Raw genomic sequence first — 23,780 nt, 5'->3', positions numbered from 1 at the left:
CTACGCAGGGAGGGACCTAGCAGGATGGCAACAGTAAGCACAGCCACGTACGAAGCTTTTGGACTGACAGTCCGCTCGGCATTCGACGTACCGGAGCTTCCGCCCGCTGAGACAGAGCCCGACGGGCGGGCCGACGTCACCATCACTGAAGAACGGCTCCCTCGCCCACTGTCGGCTGACTCCGAATCGACCTTTCACGCGGTAGACGAGCGCGAATACTACCTTCTATACGACGCCGCAACGGTCAGAATTCTCGACGGGACGTCCATCGCTGTAGACCCGGCCTCGGACGTGCCAAGCGAAGTCCTCCGCCACGTACTGGTCGGCCCGGCGTTGAACCACCTGCTGGACCAGCGGGGCTACTTCGTACTGCACGCCAGTACTGTCAGCATCGACGGGCGTGCAGTGGCGTTCGTCGGGGAGTCCGGGGTCGGAAAAACGACGACTGCGATGGCCTGTTTGCTTGACGGGCACCGTGTCCTGAGCGACGACGTGGCTGCGATAACGCTGGATAATGCGGGACCAGTCGTTCGGAGCGGCTACCCATCGATGAAACTCGACCCGGAGGCAGTTGCGGCGTTTGACCCCCCGGTCGAGCCGCCGGAACAGGTCCACAGCGGGCGCCCGCGACACTTCTACGGGCTCAGACACGACCAGCCCGCGACTCCGGTGCCGCTAGAACGCATCTATCTGCTCGAAGACGGTGAATCTATCGGGGTGGACTCAGTCAGGCCGGACGAACAGGTCATGGCGCTCGTCGATAACACGTACACGCTGGGCGCGCTGGATGCCGACGGCCAGGCCGTGGCCAATTTCAGTGCTTGCGGGGAGATCGTCGATATGACAGATATAAAACGGCTCCGCCGACCGTTCGATCTCGATATACTCCCGGAGGTCGTAGACCGGATTCAGTCTGATCTCGAGAGTAAGCCATGCTAACGGAGGCTGAACCCGAACTCCAATTGGTAGTCGACTGTGTTCGTACCGCAATCGTCACCGACGCTTCCCCCGAGCTTCCCGCGCTGGATGACACGCCAGACTGGGACCGCGTCGTTGAACTCGCTCAGTATCACGGCGTCGTGCAACTCCTCTATCAGGGGCTGGAACCGATGGCACGCGAGAGCAGTGCTGCGTTCACCGTGCCAGAGTCCGTGTTGACACGACTTAACAGCACAGTACAGGGAAAGCGGATGCGGAATCTCGCGTTCACGACCGAGCTACAGGAGATAATCGAGAGTTTTGAGACACGCGGTGTACGCGCGGTACCGTTCAAAGGACCGACGCTGTCCGCCGCCGCCTATGACGACGCAACGGTGCGGGAGTACAACGATCTGGATCTGCTCGTCCATCCTGAAGATATCACCGTCGCCGCGGATATTCTGGAAGAGCGAGGCTACGAGTGGCGCGGGGGCACGCCGCGATTGGACGACGCGGCGCTGTTGGGCGGTCCCGTGACGAAGGCTATCGTTCACGAGTACGAAATGCGCGGTCCGGAGTTCGACGTGGAACTTCGCTGGCGCGTTGGCGATGCCGAGCGACCGTTCTCCACATCCTTCGGTGAACTCTGGGACCGCCGCGACACCGTATCGGTCGGCGGCCAACCGCTTCCGGCGCTTGCACAGCCAGATCGGCTACTCGTATTAGCGTTCCACGGCACCAAGCACCGCTGGTATCTCCTGAAGTGGCTCTGTGATTTCGTTGCGGCGCTGGAGTCGACGGAAGCCGACTGGTCACACGTCCTCGCTCGGGCGCGGGAAACTGGCGTCCAGCGGAACCTACTGCTCGGGGCCGCGCTCGCCCGTACTGTCTTCGGGTATGCCCTCCCAACGCCGATACTGGATCGCCTTCGCACGGACGACCGCGTCACCGAGTTAACCGAGGCCGTCGTCGAGTCGCTGGCCGCTGGGACGCCACAGGCACTCACGCAGTTCGAGGCCGCTCAGTTTCACCTGGCTGCCAGCGATTCGGCAACTGCGCTGGTGCCGCTCCTGCTGTTGCATTCGTCGCTTCACCCGACTTACTCGGAGTACCAGTTTTGCCCGCTCCCCGGCCCGCTGCATCCGCTGTACTACGTCATCTGGCCGCTCCGACTCCTCCTCGAAGTGCCACAGTGGCAGCGACAGCGGTCCGAAGAGCCACTTGACGAAGCGACCTGAACGCCGAGTCGCTCGCTTCGTTCCGGCGACGATTCGCTGTATCTGGGGGCTGATTCTCAGCGGTATCCCACAGGCGGCTCACTCCCGTGGCCGGATTGTCCCCTCACCCAGCCCTTCCCAGGCAACGCGGTAGCCAAGGCGTGCGAGGGCGGCGCTGTCGTCCTCGATACCGTAGTCTGCCAGTCTGTCGCTCGCCGCCTCGTACGCCATTCCGGGCTCGATCTCCTCGGCCAAGTCGTCTAACACGGCAGGGGAAACGAGCGTGCGCCCGACGCGCTCGTGGTCAGGATAGGCCACGTCTTCCAGCGCATCCTCGCTGACGCCGTACTCCGCGGCGAGGTCGGCGAGCGAGGTAACGTCGGCATCCGGCCGGAGTTCATCGGGTATCTCCGCGGCGCTCTCGCGCACCAGCCGCTCCTCGTAGGGCCGCAGCGCGTCCCGCACGTCTTTCACGCTGACCGTCCCGGAGTACGGGATCGCTCGGGTCTCCGTCGCTTCGATGTCTTCCCCAACGCCAAGAGACGCGTCGACGGCGACCAGCATCTCGACGTCCTCCAAGGCGTCAAGGCGGGTGAGTTTCTTCTCGACGTACTCCGGCGTCCAGAAACCCATAATTTCGAAGAAAATCCGGAAGGGAGCGTCACTGGCAGCCCCGTCCGAGCCCCCGCCACTGCGCCCGGTGTCCCGAACGCCGGTATCAGCGCCGGGTCGCCACTCGAAGGCGAAATCCGGGATGATGACGTGTTCCCCTGCCGCTAGAGGCTCCGGTTCCCGGATCAGGTCCCAGTCAAGGTCCAGCGCGGCGAACCGCCCGGCGAAGTCGGCTTCGACGCCGCTGTCGTAGCTGACCTCAGTTACGGGCTCGACGCCGGGAACGGAGACATCCGCATCTGAAAAGGTGAGTTCCCGCTCGGTACCCCGGTCATCGATGGTCGCCGTCAATTCCCACTCGCTCGCGGCCGCGACTGTCCGAAGGAGACGAGCGAAGCGGGTGCCGTACCGGCGTGTATTCGAGAACAGCGCGTCCGGCCCCGTGACGATGACCTCCCGACCGTTCGCAGTCTGTCGAATCTCGTACATCAGCCGGAGGCGCTTGACTGCCGAGACGAGCGCCTTCGGGTCGGAGGAGCGGACCCGTACCTCGGTGGCGTCGAACAGCGCCGTTTGCGCCAGCGAGAGGTCGTACTGGGTCCGCAGTTCGGCCGGCCCCCAGCGCGAGTCGACATCGGTGAGAATCTGTCGTGAGTCGCGGTCGGCGTACAGTGTGTCGGCCAGCGTCTCGGCATCCGTGCCGAAGTGGTCGGCCGCCTCGGAGAGTGCCTGCTGGCGCTCGGCCTCGGTCACGACGCCGACGTCCGCAGCGGCTTCGAACACTCGACGACGGGCGCGGACAGGGTCGACAGTGGCTTGCGTCCCGAAGGTCGCCTCCCGCTCGACGAGTTTCGCCAGCCCGCGGACGAGTTTGAAATCGTCGGCCTCTCGCTCTACGTCTGTGAGTGCCGCCACCAGCGTCCCGCGGGATTCGCCGACGTGACCCTGATAGATTCCGAGCACGCGGGCCGCCAGCCGCTCCGCGTCGGCGTCGGCGAACTGCAGGTGGTAGCCGCCGCCGGCCCGGGACACCCGCAGGAGGTCTTTCGTCAGCACACGCGTGTGTCCGCCACGGAGCGACAAAAAACAGGGAGTCAGGGCAATTTCTCGATACGCTTAAGGGCTACCTCGATGCTGCACCGCCCGCTATCTGCGTCGCCTGGCGACGCGCTCTTCGGCAGTCTCCTCGGTCACGAGTTCGTACAACAGCGCCCGACCGCCGTCGGCTTTTGGCCGCAGAATCCGGCCGAGTCGCTGGGTGAATTCCCGCTCTGACCCGCTCCCCGAGAGGACGACGGCGACGTTGGCGTCGGGCACGTCCACACCCTCGTCGAGGACGTTCGCCGTCACGACCCGGGAGTAGGTCCCGTCGCGGAACCGCTCTAAGATCTCCCGACGCTCGCTCGCACCGGTCTCGTGTGTTATCGCCGGGATGAGGAACCGCTCGGAGAGGCGGTACACGAGGTCGGTGTGGGCGGTGAAGACGATGATGCGGTCCTCGCGGTGGCGGTCCAGAATCGTCGCCAGCCGGTCGACCTTCCGCTGAGCGTTCATCATCACCTCGCGGGCGCGCTGTTTCGCCAGCAGCGCCTCGCGGGCCGCCGGGTCGTTGCCGGACCGCTTCACGAGTTCCTGATAGTCGCTGCCGGACCGGAGTTGGATGTTGGACTGCTTCAGGTAGTCGGTGAACGTCCTCTGAGACTCCTCGTAGCGGTCCCGCTCGTCCGGCGTGAGCGCGACTTCGATTCGTTTGATATCGTAGTCCGCGAGGTGCTCGCCCGCCAGGTCGTCAACGCTGACTCGCTGGACGAGCGGCCCGACGAGGTCCTCGATAACCTCGTGGGCTCCGTCCGGGCGCTCGAACGTCGCCGTCAGCCCGAGCCGTGCCGGCGCGGCGAGCAGCCGAGCGATGTCCCGGTACCCCTCCCCGCCGAGGTGGTGGACCTCGTCGAAGACCACGAGTCCGAATCGGTCCCCGAGTTCGTCGGCCCGCAGGTACGCCGAGTCGTACGTCGACACCGTGATGTCCTCGACGCGCTGTTCGCCCCCGCCCATGCGGCCGACCGGCTGGTCGAACTCCCGCTGTAGCTCGCGCTGCCACTGCTCCAGCAGGTCGATAGTCGGGACCACGACCAGCGTCGGCGTCCCCAGCGCGACCATCGCCGCGATGCCGATGACGGTTTTGCCGCTCCCCGTCGGGAGTTCCAGACAGCCTCTATCGCCGGTCGTTCGCCAAGCGTCCAGCGCTGCCTGCTGGTAGGCTCTGAGGTCGTACGTCGTCGAGAGCGACAGCGACGGGAGCGAACTGACGTGGTCCTCGTATGCCAGCCCGCGCTCGTCGAGCGCGGCCCGGAGTTCGGCGTACCGGTAGGCCGGCGCTCGATCTGTCTGCGAGCGCTCGTCGTACTCGACGCCGGGCAGGTCCGACGGCGGGTCCCCCGTCACGCGGATGGTCCCCGACTCGTACGTCAACTCCAGCACACTCCGGGGTTCGCCGGTCCGGCCGATAACGCTTTCGTGGGCCGCTGCGGGCACCACCGGGTAAAATAACAATACAGTTTACGTCCGTTCGCACCCACTATTCTTAGTATGGACGACGCACGAGCAGCAGTAATTGCCCTCTTGCTGTCGGCAGTGCTGACCCTCGCCGTGGTACCGGCAAGCGTAGCAGGAACACAGACGGCACAGGAGACACTAACCGTCGACAAAGACGGGAGTGCCGACTACCGGTCGATACAGGCCGCCGTGGACGCCGCCGATAGCGGTGACACCGTCGAGGTCCGGCCGGGCACCTACTACGAAGAAGTCCGAATCAACGAGAACATCTCCCTCGTCGCACCCGACCGGGCGATACTGGACGGCTCGCGGTTCGTCAACGGTACCGGCGTTACGGTGGCCGGCCCAGCCGAACCGACCGTCACCGGATTTACCGTGCGGAACTACCGCTTCGGTGTCATGGCCAACGGGACCAATGGCGACTGGACGGTCAGTAATACGACCGTTATCGCTGCCGACGTCGGCGTCTACGCGCCGAATTCGTCCGGGAACTGGACTATCGAGGACGCCGCCGTCGCCAGCACGACCTACAGCGGCGTGTTCGCCCGCGAGACCAGCGGCGACTGGACGATTCGCGACACTCGCTTCGTCGCTGTCGGCGGCGACGGCGCCGACGTCCGCAGGTCTTCCGGCGACTGGGCGGTCGCAGCGGTCGTCGTCGACCGGTCCGGCGCGGACGGCGTCGATGCCTCCGGGACAACTGGCGACTGGACGGTCCAGAACACGGAGGTCCGTCGTAGCGATACCGGCGTCAAAGCTATCGACAGCGACGGCGACTGGACGGTGACCGACCTGACGGTCCGCCGGAGCGACACCGGCCTGGTGACCGCTTTCTCGGGCGGTGCGTGGACGCTCGAAAATGCCACCCTCGAAACCCGGGATATCGGGGTCTTCAGCGCTCGAACGACCGGCGCGTGGACCATCCAGAATACGATCATCGAAAGCCGGCAACAGGGAATCCACGCCGTCAAGACCAACGCGTCGTGGACTGTCTCTGAATCGACCGTCTCCGTGACCGCCGAGCAGAATGCCATCGGTGTCGACGCCCGCTCCGCGAGCGAGGGCTAGTCGCTTGAGAACGTCACCATCGACAGCCCCGATATCAAAGTCGCCGAGTGAAGCAGACACGCCGGCATTGCCTACCCCGTCACGGGCTGCCACTCTCGCCACCAAAGCGAAGCCCTTAATTAAAACACCCTCTTCTCCCAGAGTGCGGGACCGTGGGGTAGCGGTATCCTCGGCGGATGGGGTCCGTCGGACCTGAGTTCGAATCTCGGCGGTCCCATACTCTGTTTTATCAGATGCCGACACCTGTACGCTTAGGTGTTCGAGCGGTCAATTTCCTTCACGTATTCGGTTGAAATTTAGTCGTTCTTTAAATACCTCCGAGAACCATAGGAAGTCTGTCAAGAAGCTACGGCTTCTGATCGAAATTCGGCGTCGTCAGCAGTGGCCGTATCCACCCTGTGCGTTCGTCCCTGCAAGCCGACTCGTTGAGGACGGTGCGACTGATTCAGAGGTGCGTCGTGCAGTCCAAGAAGTCGACGACGAACTCGTGCGAGGTGGTTCCGATGAGTGACGCGGAGAGTCACGTAGAGCCTGCTGAGGAAAGCGACGAGAGTGAGATACCGAACTCCGGCCCCAGTCCGGCACAACGTGGTTCGACCCCTGAGAACCTACCTGAGGAACACAGGCCGAACCTCCCACACGTCGCGGACGGCGAGAGTACCGATTGGTCGCAGTACACGGCCTATCGGTGCGTCCACTGTCACGACAACTGCATCAACAAGATCGATTCGGACTACGCCCGGGCGAGAGAGTGCCGCCACTGCTACGCAGTTCCGGTACTCGACCGACACAGCGTCGACGACCCGGCGCTTGATCGGTAACTCCTCTGTCCGACGATGTGCCGAGGAGAGGACAGGGGAGTACCCGCCGTAGGTAGCCGACCCACCGTCCGACCAACCCAGTGTGTCGGCGGCTCGACCCCACAGGTTCGCGTTTCGGGAGAGGAAACCCCCCTTGCGGGGGTTGACTCGACCTCCCAGCCGCGCGTATCTGCCAGCCCCCACAGCCCACCGAAAGCGAGGGCGTGGGAGAGCTGGCACGCCCGGCAGCGCAGCGGAGCGAGCAGCCCGGACCGGGCCGCGAGCGCCAATCGCGGCCCGCACCTGCTCGACCAGCCGGCAGCGACCCCTTGCGGGTCGACCCGGAAGCCCGAGCGTTTCCCCCGAACCCGGCGGGTGAGGGGAATCGTTACCGCGTTCACCTGTCCGACCAATGCCGTTTCTGCCCCCGCGGGGTCCCACGCATGAACAGCCGCGTGGAGCCGCCGGGACATCTGGGCGGTCTCGACCTCGCGGACAGATGTAACACTCCCGTCTTAGCAGACCTCCTGGAAGAGCGCGACCTCCTCGGCCACGGCCAGTTGCTCGATGGAACACTGACCGAACGCGACGAAGATCGCGTACGCATTGCGAAGTTTATTGCGGCGCATCCGGAAGGTACGCCGCTGTCTCACGTCGTTTCGTACGCAGTGAAGGGAGTGTCGCCTGAGACGTGCGAGCGCGTCGACGGTTCGGACCCGGACTACCAGTTTGCATACCGCTTCATCGACGACCTCATAGCCCCCGACGACCCGTACGTGCGGAAATCCCGGTCGTCAGGCGTTCTTTTCGTGACCCCGACACTGCGGCTTCTTGACTTGATTACAGAAGGCATTACTCAAACAACCCAGACAGAGGGCCTGACGTATGATCGTGAGTTCTTGCGTAATTACCTCTCTCGCGTCGATTCTGTAGATGATGACCTACGGGAGCTACTGAAAGACGGTTTTACATCCTACCTGAACCGCATCAAAGATTACAAACTGCTGTTCGATGTCCACTTTGTAGATCGGCGCGGTGGCGAGTCCACACAGCGGATGACGAAGGACTACAAGACCCGCTTCAACGACCAAGGCCGCGTGTCCAAGCAGTTCGCCCGGTTCAATGACGCGCTGGAATACGGCTACGAGAACGCTGAGAACGCTGTGCTGGTGACGTTGACGACCGACCCGAAGCGCCAAGACTCGCTGCTCGACGGGATAGATTCGATAAACGAGAACTTCAACCGGCTGTTGTCGTATTTCGACTCGGACCCGTCGACGAAAGCCGATACCCGCGACCCGAGCGTCCCCGGCTGGCGACCCGATCTCGACGACGATGTGACTGGGCGACCGCGTGACCGACCGGACTACATCAAGGCCTTGGAGTTCACTGAGAAAGGATACCCGCACCTGCATGTGCTGTTTTTCGACGTACCGACCCGCCAGAAAGATGAACTGCCGTGGCTGTGCGACAAGCCGGAAGTAGCCGAGAAATGGGCCGACTACGGCCAAGGCGAGATCGTCGACGTGTACCCGCTGACGTACCGCGACGACCTCGACGAGCTGGAACCGGAGTTCCAGAGCGACGAAGGCTTCGTCGACTGGTACAGGTTCGGCGACCACGACCACGGCGAAGAGTGGGTTCGAGAACGAACCCGCTCGCATGAGTTGATCGAGTTCGGCGACGACGGCCACGAAATGGAGTCAACCGCTGGCGCGTATCTCGGGAAGTACCTGAGTGCGACGTTCGGCTCGCTGCTTGACGCGACGGAGTCCTTCGAGCAGGGCGACGACGACCGAGAGACGTACGCTGACAAAGCGGCGACGTGGAAGCTTGCGCTGTACTGGGTGACGAACCGCCGGTTCTGGTCTTGCTCGGAGTCGATTACGGAAGGAATCGACCCGAACGATCACCTGCAAGACCCGGACGTGCGTGAAGCCGTTCGCTGGTGTTCGCTCGACTCAGTACAAGCAGCGAGTGAGAGCGAGATACGCGACAACCTCGCGCGTCGGCAGTGGGACGACCTCGACGATCTCGACGCCGCCGTAGAGCGGGCGATTTCCGATGTGGAACAGCCGCAGGTGCGTTCGACGTTGCCCGAAGAGGCTTCGTTCCGCTGTGTCGTCGATTATATTGGTGCGTATGCGTACTGGGACCTCCCCAGTTGCCAGTTAGTTGATGATCTGTGTGATCTCGAAACCGCCGAAGACTGTGTTGCTGATGGCGACGGGTTGCCTGTCGTTAATCGTGAGAATGACCCGCCGATAGTTGATGTATGGTCATAATGAATATCTGGTATGCAAGTGGATTTATGATATCCGGCGTGCTATTGGGTCCAAACTGTGAATAAACGCACTATATGACATTAGATAAACAATTATTGACTGTTATTGGTGCTGTCGGATCCGCAGCAGGAATAACAGTATCACTTCTCAGTGGATTATATTCTATATTTTCATCCGATATGAATACGGTTGGAGCTATTATTATCGCATCTATGGCTCTGATCTTATTGGCAGTACTGATTCTTGCGATTGACACCCGGTTGAGAATAAATCAAATAGGAAGTGATAAAGAATGAATCCAGAAGATGTCGTAGAGACAGTTGTTTCAACTATCATTATAGTCGTTATGTTAGTGGTCACTGTGACCGTATTGAACCAAGATCTTGGAATGGTTCTAGTTGATTTTCTCCCATCATTTATTGAAATAATGGTTTGGCTGTTAGTTGTTCTGTTTATTGCTTCACTACTATCACAACTTATTGATTAGTTCTGAGGTATGTAATTAGGTTCAGATGGTAAAATAACCAGAATACTACCTGATTCTTGAACGGCTAATAAGTGAGTCTTCGATGCGCTGTCGACGACTGAGTCCCCGACAGGAGAACGTGTCGCCTGCTGCGTGAACGACCGATAAGTGAGTCCCCGACACGTCATCGGCGACCGAGTCCCCGACGGGAGAGTGAACCCCGGCGCTTCGGGTCGTGCCTGTGGAGTGTTCGGTGAACGAGTCCCCGATGTGAAACCGACGACCGAGTCCCCGATGGGAGAACGAAACCAGCGAGACAAAGCGACCGTCGAACGAGTCCCCGATGGGAGAGCGTACTATTCGTCGTCAACCCACCAGACCCAGCTACGACCGGCTTGCTTGCCGTTGATACGGTCTTCAGAGCGGAGTTCCTTCAGGCGGATTTGTGTAGCGTTAGATTTGATTGGAATTTGCTCGGCAACTTCGTTCGTGGACAGAACAGGATCGGTAGCCTGAGCCAGTACCGCGATAATCTCTTCATCAGTCACGTCCGGTTTTCGGCCCGCCATTGTGGCATCTATCGGTCGTGTGCATCAAATAAACTCTGGTCCACAGTATTATTATGATTAGACCGATTACAAATTTAGAAACCATTATTGTTCTTTAGTCGAAGAAGTAGTTACGGAGGTCACCCGGACTGCTGGAACAGTTCGGAAAACGCGGACCCGGTGCTGGAACACCGGCCCGCTGTGGCTCCCGTGCTGCACCCACGGAAGCATGTTAGCAGACACAACCGCGAGGATTAAACCCCTCGCTCGACCCCGCCGGAGGTTGTCCGGCAGTCGTGTTAGTTTCTCAAGAGTGGATTCAGAAAGCCGGATAAACGCAGTAATCAGTGGGCCTAGCCCCACGGTTCCACTTTCACCCAACCGAGACGGTCCGGTTTATACGTGCAATCAGCAGTCAGGAGTGGATGACTGCCCCGTCAAATCTGAAATCGGATTCGCTCGTCCGCCCTCGAAACAGAACCGGATGCCCCATCCGAGAGGGACACCGATGAGTGACGATCTCCAACCGCTTGCCCCGCGGCAAGCACTGGAGATGTGGATAGACCGGCAGAAAGCCGAGAAAGCCGACGAGACGGTTCAGAGCTACTACTACCGCGTTCGGCAGTTCGTCGACTGGCTCGACGAAGAGGGCATCGACAACCTGAACGACCTCACCGGGCGCGACGTGTTCCGGTACGACTCCGACCGACGTGCTGACGGGCTAACGAAGAACGCCCTGAACACGCAACTCGGGACGATCAAACTGTTTCTGGACTTCTGCGTCGACGTAGAAGCCGTCCCGCCGGTACTGCCCGCGAAAGTCGACGTGCCGACCCTCTCGAAGGCAGAACGAGCGAACGAGGAGAAACTGACGGCGAACCGTGCCGAGACGATTCTGCACAAACTGGAACAGTTCGACTACGCCAGCCGCGACCACATGCTGTTCGCGCTGGCGTGGCATACTGGTGCTCGACTCGGTGCGCTTCGTGCGCTCGACCTGGACGACTGCTACCTGACCGACGACGATCTCGACCGACTGGCCCACCGGGACGGACTCACCGATGAGGAACTCGAACAGTTCGACGTTCCGTTCGTTTACTTCTGCCATCGACCTGAGACGGATACGCCGCTGAAGAATCAGGAGGATGGTGAGCGTCCGGTCGGCCTGTCGGAAGAGATCGGGCAGCTGCTCGAAGACTACATCGAGGTGACCCGCGTCGAGGTCGAGGACGAACACGGGCGCAAGCCGCTGTTCTCCAGCAAGCGCGGAACCGGTCGGATGTCGAAGGGCGCGATTCGCTCTCGCTTTAATATCATCACCCAGCCGTGCCGTTTCGGGACGTGTCCGCACGACCGCGATACGGAGACCTGCGAGGCGCTGGAACACGGCTATGAATCGCGTTGCCCGTCGGCCCGTTCTCCGCACCGGATACGGACTGGCTCGATCACGCATCACCGTGATGAAGGTTGGCCGCCGGAGGTGCTGGCCGAGCGTGTGAACGCGACCCCGGAGGTCATTCGCACGCACTACGACCAGCCGGACCTGCTGAAGCGGATGGAATCGCGCCGTAGCTACATCGACTAACCGCAGTTCCCAGATTACCCATGAGTCACAACCACGACAACCCACGGATGAACGATTCTAGAGACGAACCGCGGCACTCGGCGGTCCCACTTCAAGGCTTTGTGCAAGGAATACAACTGGACAGCAGCGGTTTCATACGGGCCGCGAGGGTTGCGCTGCCACAGTGGTTGACGGAAGCATCAATCAGACACCCAAGGCGGAAGCAGAGGAAGGCTGACAGCCAAATTGTGATTTGTGCGGCCCTGCCAGAACGAGACCGATTTCCTCTACACTTTTGTAATGCCGATAGCAAGCGAGGGGTATGGGAAAGGCAAACGACGTAGACTACGCTGACCTGCACGACCCGAACGCAGAGTACACCATGCGGGAGCTCTCTGCGGAGACAATGGGCGTCACCGCCAAGCGCGGTGGCGGCCGTGACGTGGAGATCACAGACGTTCAGACGACGATGGTCGACGGGAACTTCCCGTGGACGCTCGTCCGGATCTACACCGACGCAGGCATCGTCGGTACGGGCGAGGCATACTGGGGCGCGGGCGTCCCGGAACTCATCGAGCGGATGAAGCCGTTCGTCGTCGGCGAGAACCCGCTGGATATCGACCGCCTCTACGAGCACCTCATCCAGAAGATGAGCGGCGAGGGGAGCGTCGAGGGCGTCACCGTGACGGCCATCGCTGGCATCGAGGTCGCACTGCACGACCTCGCGGGCAAGATCCTCGAAGTGCCGGCCTACCAGCTCCTGGGCGGCAAGTACCGCGACGAGATGCGCGTGTACTGCGACTGCCATACCGAGGAAGAGGCTGACGCCGACGCCTGCGCCGAGGAGGCGCGCCGCGTCGTCGACGAACTGGGCTACGACGCGTTGAAGTTCGATCTCGACGTGCCGAGCGGCCTCGAAAAGGACCGCGCGAACCGCCACCTCCGCCCGGGCGAAATCCGCCACAAGGCCGAGATCGTCGAGAAGGTCACCGAGGAGGTCAAAGACGAGGCCGACGTGGCCTTCGACTGTCACTGGACGTTCTCGGGCAGCTCCGGGAAGCGCCTCGCCGACGCCATCGAGGAGTACGACGTCTGGTGGCTCGAAGACCCCGTTCCGCCGGAGAATCTCGAAGTGCAGGAGGAAGTCACCAAGTCCACGACCACGCCGATTACCGTGGGCGAGAACCGCTACCGCGTCACCGAGGAGCGGCGGCTCATCGAGAACCAGGCCGTCGACATGATCGCGCCGGACATGCCGAAGGTCGGCGGGATGCGCGAGACGCGCAAGGTCGCCGATGTGGCGAACCAGTACTACATCCCGGTCGCGATGCACAACGTCTCCTCGCCGATTGCGACGATGGCGAGCGCCCACGTCGGGGCGTCTGTCCCGAACTCTCTCGCCGTCGAGTACCACTCCTACGAACTCGGCTGGTGGGAGGACCTAGTCGAGGAGACCGTCATCGAGGACGGCTACATCGAGATTCCGGAAGAGCCGGGTCTCGGTCTGACGCTCGATCTCGACGCCGTCGAAGAGCACGTCGTCGAGGGCGACACCGTCTTCGACGAAGCGTAAGTTCAGCCCCCCATCTGTTGGTGTTGACTGGGACGGCACCGGGTGACGTGGTGGTCACCCGATATCACGGCGGCACAGTTACGCCGCATCGAATTCGACGCCGGTGATCTCGAAGCGAGCACCGCCGGCGTCGCTTTCTGCGACCGTTATCGACCAGCCGTGGGTGTCGACGATCTCATCGACGATTCGGAGGCCGAACCCGGGACCCGAAGCCAGCGAGTACCCGCCCTCGAACACGTCCTCGCGCTCGTCGGCCGGAATCCCGACGCCGTCGTCCGCGACGTAGAAGCCGTCGTTCAGTTCGCCGACAGTTATCGTCAGGTCGGTGGCCGCTCCCTGCGACTGTGATATCGAGGTTGTCGCACGCTGCTCGCCGGTGTCTCCCTGTTTCTCGGTGTGTGGCGTTTGTCCATGTTCCACACTGTTGCGGATGAGGTTCTCGAACAGTTGCCGGAGCCGGCTGGGGGCCGCGCGGACCACGGCAGCGGTCCGTAGCTCCAGTGTCGCGTCGCCGGTCTCGACGGTTTGCCAGCACTGCTCGACGACGGTCTGGAGCGGCACTGACTCGCTGTCGAGCGCGGCCTCGCCGTTCCGGGCCAGCGACAGGAGGTCCTCGATGAGTTGGCCGATACGGTCGTGGGCTCGCTCGACTGCATCGAGATGCTCGCTGTCGTGTTCCATCTGTGCGAGTTCTAGCTGGCCCCGGGCGACGTCAAGCGGGTTCCGGAGGTCGTGACTGACGACGCTGACGAACTCGTCGAGGCGCTCGTTTTGTTGTTCGAGAGCCTGTTGACGGCTGTCGAGGGTAGAGATTTCCCGTCCGATACCGGCCACGCCGAGCGTCGAGCCGTCAGCAGCCGTTATCCGGCCGCCAGTGAATTCGTACGGGACTGTCGTTCCCTCGGCGGTCAGCAGGTCGGCTTTGAACGACGCCTCACCGGTCTCGAACGCCGTCTCAATACCTTGACGAACCGTCTCGCGGTCGGACGGGGCGAAGAGGGCTGTCAGAGCCATCGACTCGAGGTCAGCGTCTTCGTGCTCGGTGGCTGCCGCCAGTGCATCATTCCAGCGAACCAGATCGCCGTTCTCGTCGAGTTCATAGAACAGATCCGGCACTGCATCGACCGGCGCGTCGGGGCTATCCAGTTCCGTGACGCGTTCGGACTCGCGTCGCTTCCGCTCGGTGATGTCGCACGAGGCCCCGACGATTCTGGTGACTGTGCCGTCGTCGACGATCGGTTGCGCCTCGGCCCGCACCCAGCGCTGTTCGCCATCTGGTTTGGTAATACGGAATTCGAGGTCGACGGATTCGCCGGCTGACACGCGTTGCATCGCCTGCATGACTCTCTCCTGGTCCGTGTGGTGAATCGCTGTCATGAACTCTGCGGGGTCAGCCTGCAGGGACTCCACGGAGCGGCCGTAGAGCGTTTCGTATGCCGAATTGACGAACTGTATCTCGGTCCAGTCCCCGGAGAACACCCACAGCAGTTCGTTCGACTGTTCCGCCAGCTCCGTGAGTCGCCGTCTGGTCCGGCTAGCGATTTCTGTCGACTGGTGGTGTTCGACGAGCAGCCGAATCCGATTGGCGAGGAGATCGCCACGCCCGAGAGCCGTGTCTCTGCTGAAAACGTCGGTGACTCCGTTCGAGACCGCGTCACTGGCGACGGATTCCGACTCGGTCAGCAGCAGTACCGGGACATTGCTATCCCGCTCGCGGACTATCTCAGCGAATTCACGGCCGGACCGGTCCGGGAGGTCGTCCGCGGTAACGATACCATCGATAGCGTTGTCTTCGAGACGTTCGAGCGCACTGTCAGCCCGGTCAGTCGTAGTCAGGGTAAGCGAGTCCGGGTCTCGTCCATCCGGGAACTCGACAGTCTCGTCGAGTAGCGGGGTGTCGTCCACCTGCAACACATGTATCGAATCCGTCGTCGCATATGTGTCAGCCATCTTGTGTAAGTGGAACTGCATCACCCCTCTTGAAGATACGCCTGCATTGACGGATTACGCCCCGAACCGGTCCAAGATTGCACCCCGGTCGATCTTGTCCGGACCGCTGGTCGGCATCGCCTCGACGAACGCAATCTCACGGGGGTGTTTGTACCGGGCTAGTCGGTCGTCGAGGAACGTCCGGAGGCCGTCGAGTGTCAGCGACCGGTCGCTGGCCCCGCCTGTCGTGCTATCGGTCGCAGGTTCGATGACGGCCTTGCCGACCTGGCCCCACCTGTCGTCGGGCACCGGAATCACGACGACTTCACCGACCGACGGATGGTCGGCGATAGCGTCCTCGACCTCCGCGGGATAGACGTTCTCGCCGCCGCTGACGAACATATGCTTGGTTCGACCCTCGATGTAGTAGTAGCCGTCTGCGTCGGCGCGGGCGAGGTCGCCAGTCGACACCCAGCCGTCGCCGAACGTCTCGGCGGTGGCCTCGGGGTTGTCGAGGTAGCCCGTCGCGGCGTGGGGCGAGCGCAACTGGAGTTCGCCGACGGTGCCGGGGTCGACCGTCTTTCGCGCGTCGGAGGGACCATCGCCGTTGTCACCGTCGTCGGGTTCGACGACTCTGGCGTCGACGTGCATCGCCGGCTTGCCGACGGAATCGGCCTTCTTTCGGGGCCAGCCCTCCGGCATCGCGAAGTTGTTCGGGCCGCACTCGGTGAGGCCGTAGCCCTGTGAGAGGTCGACACCGCGGTCCCACCACGCCTCCATCACGCTCTTGCGGCAGGGGCCGCCGCCGGACTTGGCGAAGCGCAGCGTCGAGAGGTCCGTCTCCGTCCAGCGGTCGTGGTCCGTCATCATTCGCAGCACTGCGGGGACGGCGACGAGGACGGTCCCACCCTCAGTATCGATGGTCTCCAGCACGTCGCCGGGGTCGAACTCGCGGGCGATGACGACCGTTCCGCCCAGATGCCACAGCGGGACGGTGAGGACGTTCCAGCCCCCGGTGTGGAACATCGGGAACACCATCGGCGTCACGTCGTCGGCCCGCAGCCCCCAGGCCGTGATCGTGTTCAGGGAGTTCCAGACGATGCCGCGATGCGTGATTTCCGTCTCCTTGGGCGTCCCCGTCGACCCGCCGGTGTGGAGGAGGAGGTGGGTGTCGCCGGGGGCGGGAGTCGCCGTCTCGACGGGCGCGTCGTCCTCGGGGAGGGCCGAAGCGTAGGGCGTGCTGTCGAGCGTGGCGAACGCAGACGACTCCGTCGTGTCCGTTTCGAGATGGATGAGTTCTGGCGTCGTCTGTTCGACTCGCTCCAGGGCGGCAGTGACCGTTCCGGCGAACGGAGCCTCGACGACGAGTACCTCGGGGTCGACACGGTCCAGCAGTTCGGCGAGTTCAGGGGGCGCGAGCCGATGGGACAGCGGGGCGAGTCGGCTCCCGGTCTTGCCCGTGGCGAAGAACAGGTCGACGACGGCGGGGCGGTTCCGCGAGACGACGGCGACGGTGCCGGCTGCCGCCGTGGCGTCCGTCGCAGTGCGGGCGGCGTCGGCGTCCGCACCGACCCCGTACTGCCGGAGCAGGCGAGCGGTCCGGTTCGCTCGCCGGTCCAGTTCGGCGTAGGTGAACCGCTCGCCGGTGGTCGCATCCACCAATCCCTCGCGGTCCGGCGTGAGCGCGGCCCGGCGCTCGCTCCAGGCACCGACCCACTCCTGTGGCGTCCCCTCAGACATCGTCGATGAACTCCCGTATCTGTGTGTTGACGCGGTCGTACTCCTCAATGAACAACAGGTGCGGACCGCCGTGGACGGTGATGAAGTCGGCGTTTGGCAAGCCCCGCGCCAGCAGTTTCCCGTTCTCGTAGGGGACGACCTCGTCAGCGGTCCCGTGGATGACCAGGCACGGCTCCGTAATCTGCTGGAGGCGGTCCGACACATCGTGGGCCTGCACAGCCGCGCCTTGCCATTCGAGGGCTTGGTCGCTGGCGTCGCTGTCGATGCGCCAGTCGATGATGCGCTCGATGAGGTCTTCGTGGGTGCCCATGAACCGATCCGAAAGCGCGGGCTGCATTTTGTACCGCCGGAGTTCGCGCTTGTCGAGGTCCTCGGGTACGTTGAACATCCGCTGTTGGGTCTCCTCGGGGACCGCCTTGGCTTCCGGCCCGCCTGGCGAGGTACACATGAGCGTCAGCGACTGCGCCCGATCGTACTCCAGTGCGTACTGCTGGGCGATCATCCCGCCCATACTGGCCCCGACGACGTGGGCCTGCTCGACGCCGGCGTCGTCGAGTACGGCCTCTAGGTCGCTGGCCATCTCGCGCATCGTGTAGGGCCCGTCGGGCTCCTCGGAGTCGCCGGTGCCGCGGTTGTCCCATACGAGGGTCTGGTACTCGTCGACGAGTGCCTCCTGTTGCCACAGCCACATCCAGCGGCCGTAGCCGATGCCTTCGACGAAGACCACAGTCTCGGCGTCTGACGGCCCCTCGTGCTCGTAGGCGAGCGAGACGCCGTCGTTAGTCGCGTATTGCATACTGGCAGGTTCTGGTTGGATATCCTTCAAGTGGTCCGGTTCCGCGGTCATTGCTCTGCTGGCTCCCCCTTCGGGTTGTCACACTGCGTGTCGTCTTGTTGTCGATACGCCTCCGTGGGCCGACCAGGTGGATAGCGGCCGCCCCACGCCCAAGTCGTCGTACGGTCTGGCGGTTCGACGGTCGTTTTCACTGGTTTCGTCATTCCGAATCACCCCGAAGTTTCGCCGGCAGCGCCTCGGCGAACGTTCCGCCGATGCGTGCTCGCAGCGTCCCGAGCAGTCCGTCGGGGACATAGAGCACGAACAGCACGAACACGATACCGACGTAGAGACTCGCGTGGCCGTTCAACAGCAGGTCGATGAGGCCGCCGATAGTCGTCTCGCCGACCAGCGTCGCGTCCAGCGTTTCCTGGCCCAGCAGGGCGCGGAGATAGGGCAACAGGCCGCCACCCTGCCCGGCCTTCGAGAGGAACTCTCGGACGGTCTCGTCGAATAGATGCCCGTACAGCGAACCGGCAAGCGTCCCGAAGCCGCCGATGATACTCGCCAGCAGGGCGTCGCCGGTCACCAGGAAGTAAAAGGAGTTCTCCGGGCTGGCCGACCGCTTGAAGCCGGCGAACAGTCCGCCGGCGACGGCGGCGAAGAAGCCGCTGATGGCGAAGGCTCCGAGCTTGTAGAGGTAGGTGTTGTAGCCGATGGCGATAGCGCGCTCCTCGTTTTCCCGGATGGCAATCAGCACCCGCCCGAACGGGGAGTGGATTATTCGCTGCATGGCGAAGTAGCATGCGAGGACGACGAGGCCGATCATGTAGTAGGACACTTCCGTCCCGGACAGCGTCGACCCAAGCAGGGCCACCTCATCGCCGGTGAGTACGCCGATTGACAGGGATAGCTGGTCAATGCCGGGAACCCCAATCTGGAAGCCTTCGGCGTGGCTCGGCCCGACCGCGGGGCCGTCCCGGGGGTTGGTCGCCACGTAGTCCCAGCCGCGGACGAACACGTAGAACACCTGCGCGAAGCCGAGCGTAATCATCGCGAAGTAGACACCAGAGAGGCGGAACGAGACGAGGCCGACGAGCATCGCCAGCACGACGGCGATGAGACCGCCGACCAGCAGGGACAGCATGAACGGCGTCCCGGGGCCAAGCAACGGCAGCTTCCCGTTAGCAATGAGGATGACGGTGTACGCGCCGGTGCCGTAGAACACCGCGTGGCCAAACGAGAGGTAGCCGGTGTAGCCGCTGATGAAGTCAAAGGAGATAGCAAAGAGGCCGAAATAGAGGACGCCGACCATCGTCTCTACGGTCGGCAGTAGCATCTGCGTCTCGGCACCGACAGGCGAGTTCAACAGCGTGTGATACACCGGCGGGTACAGCGCCAGCAGGGCGATAACGAGGATGTGAGCGGTGTGGTCCCGCAGGTACTCGCGGGGCCAGCCCGTCTCAACAGTCGTGGGGGTCTGTGGCTCGGACGCCGCCTCGGCGTCGGCCTCGGTTTCAGCGCTAATGGCCCCCCACCTCCTCGACGCCGAACAGGCCCTGCGGGCGGACGATGAGCGTCACCACGAGGACCAGAAACAGGACGAGTTCCGGCAGGCCCGTGAACTCGATGACGTTCTGGAACCACCAGGTCGTCACCGCGTCGGCCATCCCGACGACCAGCGCGGCGACGACGGTGCCCCGGAACGTCCCGAGGCCGCCGACGATGACGACGATGAACGCCGGCAGCAGCGTCTCGGCCGCCAGCGGGACGCTCGCGCCCCACGTCGGGTCCCACATCAGCAGCGTTCCGGCCGCGCCGGCCAGCCCGATACCCAGCGCGAACACGACCGTGAACACCTGTCGAACGTCGATGCCGAGCGCCGATGCCATCTCGGTGTCCTCGCTCCCGGCGCGGATGTACAGCCCGTACCGGGTCTTCGTGAGAAACGCCCAGATGCCGACCACCGTCATCGTTCCGAGGAGAATCTGGAACAGCGACATCCAGCCGGCGCTAACGGGACCGAGCGCGACCGGCTCGCGCAGGAACTGGGGCTTGGTCGCCAGCGCGGCCTGCCAGTCCGACAGCGGCTGGAGGTCGTAGATGCCCAGCACGATGCGGACGACTTCCTCGATGACCAGCGTCAGGCCGAACGTCAGCAGAATCTGGTATATCGGCGGCCGGTCGTACAGCGGCCGGATGATGGTCGTCTCGATGGCTCCGCCAAGCACCGTCAGCAGCGCGAACACGACGACGATGGCGACGAAGAACAGGCCGAGGCGGGTAAGCGGCGCTGTCCCGCCGGTGACCGTCACGACCATCAGGAGGCCGCCCAGGTACGCCCCGACCATCGTCAGCGACCCGTGGGCGAAGTTCAACACGCCCATAAGGCCGAAAATCAGCGTCAGACCGCTGGCAATCATCACGTACAGCGCTGACTTGGCGAGCCCGTTGACGATGACACCGCCGAGTTCGCCGAGCGTCAGGAACTCCACGAGCGCTTCGAGTATCATGCCGACAGATACCTCCTGAACCGCTCGTCGTCGGCCGTCACCGCCGCCGTGTCGCCGTCGTCGACGACGCGGCCCTTGTCGAGGATGTAGAACCGGTCGGCCAAGTCGAGCGCCAGCGGGAGGTTCTGCTCGACCAGCAGCATCGTCACATCCTCGCTTGCTTTCGACAGCGCCTCAGCCACGTCGGCGACGATTTGGGGGGCCAGCCCCTCACTCGGTTCGTCGACCAGCAGCAGGTCGTTGTCGCCGACCAGCCCGCGGGCGATGGCGAGCATCTGCTGTTGGCCGCCCGACAGCGTGCCTCCCTCCTGCCCCCGCCGCTCTTCGAGGATGGGGAACGAGTCGAAGGCCAGTCGGAGGCCATCGCTCACGTCATCCGGGTTCGGTATCGCCGCCCGGAGGTTTTCCTCGACCGTGAGCTGGCCGAATATCCGGCGGTCCTCGGGAATCCAGCCCAGCCCGCGCTCGGCGACCTCGTGAGTCTCCAGGCCGACCAGCGATTCGTCGCGGAACGTGATCGACCCCTCGCGGGGCGGCGTCAGTTGTAGAATCGTTCGGAGCGTCGTCGTCTTGCCGACGCCGTTGCGGCCGGCGAGCGCGACCACTTCCCCCTCCTCGACCGAGAGGTCGACGCCTTCGAGGATGTGGCTGTCGCCGTAGTACGTGTGGACGCCGCCGAGTTCGAGCAGACTCACGCCGTCCCCTCCTCCGAGTCCGGGTCGGAGCCGGAAGCTGTCGTATCGTCGTCCAGGCTTCCCGGTTCGTAGCCGCCGAGATACGCCGACTGCACGTCGGGATTCGCTCGTACGTCGGCCGGCGGCCCGTCAGCGATGACTGCGCCCTGATGCAGGACGACCACGCGGTCGGAGACGCCCATCACGATGTCCATGTTGTGCTCGACCAGCAGGACCGGGTAGTCCTCGGCGACCGCTTCGATGAGGTCCCTGATTTCGTCGACGCTCTCCGAGGAGACGCCCGCGTTCGGCTCGTCGAGCAGGAGGACCGCGGGGTCGCCGGCCAGCGCGATAGCGACTTCGAGCTTGCGCTTTGCGCCGTGGCTCAGCGTGCTCGCGAGGTCGTCGGCCCGATGGGAGAGCCCCACCCGGTCGAGGATGTCCCACGCGCGCTCGGTGAACTCCTCATAGTGGTCGACGTTGCGCCAGAACGTCGTGGCGTCGTCGCTGTGGGCCTGCTCGGCGACCCGGACGTTCTCCAAGACCGTGCTGTTGGGGAAGACGTTCGTCACCTGGTAAGACCGGTGGATACCCTTGCTGGCCGTCTCGTGGGGGGAGGCGTCGGTGATATCCTGCCAGGTCCCGTTGCGCTGGAGTTCGACTGTGCCCTCGGTGGGCGAGAGGCTCCCGGTCAGCAGATTGAAGAACGTCGTCTTGCCGGCCCCGTTCGGGCCGATGAGCGAGCAGAGTTCGTTTTCAAGCTCGAAGTCGACGCTGTCGACGGCGGTGAGTCCCCCGAACTCCTTTGTCAGTCTCTGTGTTCTGAGCATGCCTACAGAGAACAGCCCATCTGGTCGCTGTCCTGTGGGATGGTCGTCTCGTCGGCGCTGATGCGGGCGAGCGGCTCGCCGGGCATGATGGCCGCGCCCCAGTTGTCGGCCCACTCGTCGGTCGTCGGTATCGGGTTCGCGACGGTCATCGCCGACTGCGCCTGATTGTTGTACTCCTGGAAGGTGTAGCCGTTCTCGCCTTTCGGCGTGTCGGTGACGGTCATCCCCTTCAGGGCGTCGGCGATATCCGCGCCCCCGGTCGACCCGCTCTCCTGAACCGCCTGGTGAATCGCCGACGCGCCCGTGAACGTCCCCGCGGTGAAGAGGTCCGGGACGACGCCATAGGCGTTGGTGTAGCTCTCGACGAACGCGTCGTTGATCGGGTTGTCGTACTGGTTCCAGTGGTAGCGCGTCGTGAACGGCCCGAGCTGTGAGTCCCTGATTTTCTCCTCGGTCAGCGGTTCGCCGAGCACGCTCTGCATCGTCCCGCCGACGACGTTGTTGGTGATTCGGGTGGCGAACCCCCCGAACACCCGATAGGAGTAATCGCCCGAGAGGAAGGCGTTGAACATCGCGGGAAGCGTCGCAACGGTGAACCCGCCGACAACGCCCTCGGCCCCGGCTTCCTCGGCGTTGTCAAGCAGCCCATCCCACTCGGCGTAGCCCTGTTCGACGAAGCGTTCGCCGACGATATCGACGCCTTCGGCCTCCAGCACGTCCCGGTAGTTGTTGACGACCGCGCGGCCGAAACTGTAGTCCGCGCCGAACAGATAGACGCTCGATACGTCCGTCTCTCTGGCGACGTACTTCCCGCCCGAGCGGGCGTCCATCGCGGTGTTCTCGCTCGCTCGGTAGACGAGGTCGCTACAGGTCTCGGAGTTGGACGTGATGTCGGCCGACGCCGCCGGCCCGAGCATGATGGGGACCTGCGCCTGATTGACGACCGTCGTGACGACCCGGCTGGCGACCGCCGAGGACGCACAGCCGGCGAGCATGTCCACGCTCTCGTTCTCGACGAGGTTCGTCGCTGCCGTCTGTGCCGTGTCCGCCGAGAACTCCGTGTCCCGAATTAGCAGGCGGTACTCCGTGTCGCCGGCGGTAATGGTTACCTCGCCGCTGCCGGCGTCTGTCGGCGGCTCTGTCTCCCCTTTGTACGCCAATCCGGAGAGAAAGCCCCACAGCGACTGGTCGCCGTAGTATTTCAGGTCGCCGGCCCGGGGCTGAAGGACGCCGATGCTGACTGTCTGCGTCGAGTCACCGCCGCCCGATTCGCCGTTCGTGCCACTGTCCGTCGTGCCGCCGTCCGAATCGTCCTGTTCAGTCATGGATGAGTCGTCACTGACACAGCCGCTGAGCCCGACAACACCGGCACCGAGCGCGCCGAGAACGCGCCTCCGTGTAGCCGTGTTCTGCATAACAGATTATCGTAGACTCGCCGACTACATAGTGTGCTGAGTTAACATGTTAACGCGGCGGGACAGACTGCAATTCCCGTTCGTACCGGACTGTCAGAAAAATGGCGGTAGACGGCCTGTCTCGTCCCTCGTTTGCGGACTGTCCTCTCACACCGGCTTGATTATCTACTACATAGTTGCTTCAGCAACAGTTACCCGATATATCTCAGCGGTCACCCAAGTTACTAACGGGGGAATAATAGAGAGTCCCAGACCAAGGGCCACCACGAACTGTGTGTCAGACGAAATAGAGTAGAT

Annotated in this window: 19 protein-coding genes and 1 tRNA gene; 9 read left to right on the top strand and 11 right to left on the bottom strand. The window is 63.2% G+C overall.

What is annotated here, in order from left to right; all coding sequences use genetic code 11:
- The first annotated feature begins 24 nt into the window (after positions 1–24).
- Positions 25–939, top strand: coding sequence for a hypothetical protein (locus tag AV929_RS08060; protein WP_064287952.1), 915 nt, complete (start codon positions 25–27; stop codon positions 937–939).
- On the top strand, positions 933–2,156 hold the full coding sequence (locus AV929_RS08055) for a nucleotidyltransferase family protein (RefSeq protein ID WP_064287951.1): 1,224 nt from the start codon (positions 933–935) through the stop codon (positions 2,154–2,156). Before AV929_RS08060 ends, AV929_RS08055 begins: the two co-directional genes overlap by 7 nt.
- Before the next feature lie 78 nt (positions 2,157–2,234).
- Here AV929_RS08055 and AV929_RS08050 read toward each other — a convergent pair whose 3' ends face one another.
- Complete coding sequence (locus AV929_RS08050; protein WP_064287950.1) at positions 2,235–3,803, bottom strand: DUF790 family protein; 1,569 nt, start codon at positions 3,801–3,803, stop codon at positions 2,235–2,237.
- A 90-nt stretch (positions 3,804–3,893) separates the two neighbouring features.
- Entirely contained in the window at positions 3,894–5,228 is a 1,335-nt protein-coding gene (locus AV929_RS08045) for a DEAD/DEAH box helicase (protein WP_064288200.1), read from the bottom strand.
- A gap of 108 nt (positions 5,229–5,336) precedes the next feature.
- Here AV929_RS08045 and AV929_RS08040 point away from each other — a divergent pair, with 108 nt between their 5' ends.
- The 5 genes from AV929_RS08040 to AV929_RS21845 all read left to right on the top strand — a co-directional run bounded on the left by AV929_RS08040 (position 5,337) and on the right by AV929_RS21845 (position 9,752).
- The gene (locus AV929_RS08040) at positions 5,337–6,371 is read left to right on the top strand and encodes a nitrous oxide reductase family maturation protein NosD (protein ID WP_064287949.1); all 1,035 of its coding nucleotides are present in this window, start codon (positions 5,337–5,339) and stop codon (positions 6,369–6,371) included.
- 146 nt (positions 6,372–6,517) lie between these two features.
- Positions 6,518–6,588 (top strand) — tRNA-Pro (locus AV929_RS08035).
- A gap of 286 nt (positions 6,589–6,874) precedes the next feature.
- Positions 6,875–7,192, top strand: coding sequence for a hypothetical protein (locus tag AV929_RS08030; RefSeq protein WP_155120741.1), 318 nt, complete (start codon positions 6,875–6,877; stop codon positions 7,190–7,192).
- Positions 7,193–7,614: 422 nt separating this feature from the next.
- Positions 7,615–9,456 (top strand): hypothetical protein, encoded by a 1,842-nt coding sequence (locus AV929_RS08025; RefSeq protein ID WP_064287947.1) that lies wholly within the window; start codon positions 7,615–7,617, stop codon positions 9,454–9,456.
- Between the two features lie 74 nt (positions 9,457–9,530).
- Positions 9,531–9,752: a hypothetical protein gene (locus AV929_RS21845; protein WP_155120740.1), complete on the top strand. Its 222-nt coding sequence runs from the start codon at positions 9,531–9,533 to the stop codon at positions 9,750–9,752.
- A 526-nt stretch (positions 9,753–10,278) separates the two neighbouring features.
- Here the strand turns inward: AV929_RS21845 and AV929_RS08020 are convergent.
- Positions 10,279–10,491: a hypothetical protein gene (locus AV929_RS08020; protein WP_064287946.1), complete on the bottom strand. Its 213-nt coding sequence runs from the start codon at positions 10,489–10,491 to the stop codon at positions 10,279–10,281.
- A 487-nt stretch (positions 10,492–10,978) separates the two neighbouring features.
- On the opposite strand from AV929_RS08020, the gene AV929_RS08015 reads away from it, so the two are divergent.
- Complete coding sequence (locus AV929_RS08015; protein ID WP_064287945.1) at positions 10,979–12,055, top strand: site-specific integrase; 1,077 nt, start codon at positions 10,979–10,981, stop codon at positions 12,053–12,055.
- A gap of 301 nt (positions 12,056–12,356) precedes the next feature.
- Complete coding sequence (locus tag AV929_RS08010; RefSeq protein ID WP_014040150.1) at positions 12,357–13,607, top strand: mandelate racemase/muconate lactonizing enzyme family protein; 1,251 nt, start codon at positions 12,357–12,359, stop codon at positions 13,605–13,607.
- Positions 13,608–13,685: 78 nt separating this feature from the next.
- Here AV929_RS08010 and AV929_RS08005 read toward each other — a convergent pair whose 3' ends face one another.
- The 8 genes from AV929_RS08005 to AV929_RS07970 all read right to left on the bottom strand — a co-directional run bounded on the left by AV929_RS08005 (position 13,686) and on the right by AV929_RS07970 (position 23,483).
- Positions 13,686–15,557: a PAS domain S-box protein gene (locus AV929_RS08005; protein ID WP_064288199.1), complete on the bottom strand. Its 1,872-nt coding sequence runs from the start codon at positions 15,555–15,557 to the stop codon at positions 13,686–13,688.
- A gap of 54 nt (positions 15,558–15,611) precedes the next feature.
- Entirely contained in the window at positions 15,612–17,276 is a 1,665-nt protein-coding gene (locus tag AV929_RS08000) for an AMP-binding protein (protein ID WP_064287944.1), read from the bottom strand.
- Complete coding sequence (locus AV929_RS07995; protein ID WP_080510065.1) at positions 17,269–18,123, bottom strand: alpha/beta fold hydrolase; 855 nt, start codon at positions 18,121–18,123, stop codon at positions 17,269–17,271. The genes AV929_RS08000 and AV929_RS07995 overlap by 8 nt, the downstream gene beginning before the upstream one ends.
- 148 nt (positions 18,124–18,271) lie before the next feature.
- Positions 18,272–19,435 carry a branched-chain amino acid ABC transporter permease gene (locus AV929_RS07990; protein WP_079980826.1) on the bottom strand — a complete coding sequence of 388 codons (1,164 nt, stop codon included), beginning with the start codon at positions 19,433–19,435 and terminating at the stop codon, positions 18,272–18,274.
- Positions 19,436–19,574: 139 nt separating this feature from the next.
- Complete coding sequence (locus AV929_RS07985; protein ID WP_064287943.1) at positions 19,575–20,564, bottom strand: branched-chain amino acid ABC transporter permease; 990 nt, start codon at positions 20,562–20,564, stop codon at positions 19,575–19,577.
- Positions 20,561–21,259: an ABC transporter ATP-binding protein gene (locus AV929_RS07980; protein WP_064287942.1), complete on the bottom strand. Its 699-nt coding sequence runs from the start codon at positions 21,257–21,259 to the stop codon at positions 20,561–20,563. Before AV929_RS07980 ends, AV929_RS07985 begins: the two co-directional genes overlap by 4 nt.
- Positions 21,256–22,068, bottom strand: coding sequence for an ABC transporter ATP-binding protein (locus tag AV929_RS07975; protein WP_064287941.1), 813 nt, complete (start codon positions 22,066–22,068; stop codon positions 21,256–21,258). Before AV929_RS07975 ends, AV929_RS07980 begins: the two co-directional genes overlap by 4 nt.
- 2 nt (positions 22,069–22,070) lie before the next feature.
- Positions 22,071–23,483, bottom strand: coding sequence for an ABC transporter substrate-binding protein (locus tag AV929_RS07970; protein ID WP_064287940.1), 1,413 nt, complete (start codon positions 23,481–23,483; stop codon positions 22,071–22,073).
- Between the last annotated feature and the right edge of the window lie 297 nt (positions 23,484–23,780).

The organism is Haloarcula sp. K1 (assembly GCF_001647155.1).
Lineage (GTDB): Archaea > Halobacteriota > Halobacteria > Halobacteriales > Haloarculaceae > Haloarcula > Haloarcula hispanica.
Note: the sequence above shows the minus strand (reverse complement) of the source record. Positions and strands in the feature narration are given on the sequence as shown.

Coding starts and splice junctions, on each gene's coding strand:
- AV929_RS08060 (WP_064287952.1), top strand. CDS start 25: ATGGCAACAGTAAGCACAGCCACGTACGAAGCTTTTGGACTGACAGTC.
- AV929_RS08055 (WP_064287951.1), top strand. CDS start 933: ATGCTAACGGAGGCTGAACCCGAACTCCAATTGGTAGTCGACTGTGTT.
- AV929_RS08040 (WP_064287949.1), top strand. CDS start 5,337: ATGGACGACGCACGAGCAGCAGTAATTGCCCTCTTGCTGTCGGCAGTG.
- AV929_RS08030 (WP_155120741.1), top strand. CDS start 6,875: ATGAGTGACGCGGAGAGTCACGTAGAGCCTGCTGAGGAAAGCGACGAG.
- AV929_RS08025 (WP_064287947.1), top strand. CDS start 7,615: ATGAACAGCCGCGTGGAGCCGCCGGGACATCTGGGCGGTCTCGACCTC.
- AV929_RS21845 (WP_155120740.1), top strand. CDS start 9,531: ATGACATTAGATAAACAATTATTGACTGTTATTGGTGCTGTCGGATCC.
- AV929_RS08020 (WP_064287946.1), bottom strand. CDS start 10,491: ATGGCGGGCCGAAAACCGGACGTGACTGATGAAGAGATTATCGCGGTA.
- AV929_RS08015 (WP_064287945.1), top strand. CDS start 10,979: ATGAGTGACGATCTCCAACCGCTTGCCCCGCGGCAAGCACTGGAGATG.
- AV929_RS08010 (WP_014040150.1), top strand. CDS start 12,357: ATGGGAAAGGCAAACGACGTAGACTACGCTGACCTGCACGACCCGAAC.
- AV929_RS08005 (WP_064288199.1), bottom strand. CDS start 15,557: ATGGCTGACACATATGCGACGACGGATTCGATACATGTGTTGCAGGTG.
- AV929_RS08000 (WP_064287944.1), bottom strand. CDS start 17,276: ATGTCTGAGGGGACGCCACAGGAGTGGGTCGGTGCCTGGAGCGAGCGC.
- AV929_RS07995 (WP_080510065.1), bottom strand. CDS start 18,123: ATGACCGCGGAACCGGACCACTTGAAGGATATCCAACCAGAACCTGCC.
- AV929_RS07985 (WP_064287943.1), bottom strand. CDS start 20,564: ATGATACTCGAAGCGCTCGTGGAGTTCCTGACGCTCGGCGAACTCGGC.
- AV929_RS07975 (WP_064287941.1), bottom strand. CDS start 22,068: ATGCTCAGAACACAGAGACTGACAAAGGAGTTCGGGGGACTCACCGCC.
- AV929_RS07970 (WP_064287940.1), bottom strand. CDS start 23,483: ATGCAGAACACGGCTACACGGAGGCGCGTTCTCGGCGCGCTCGGTGCC.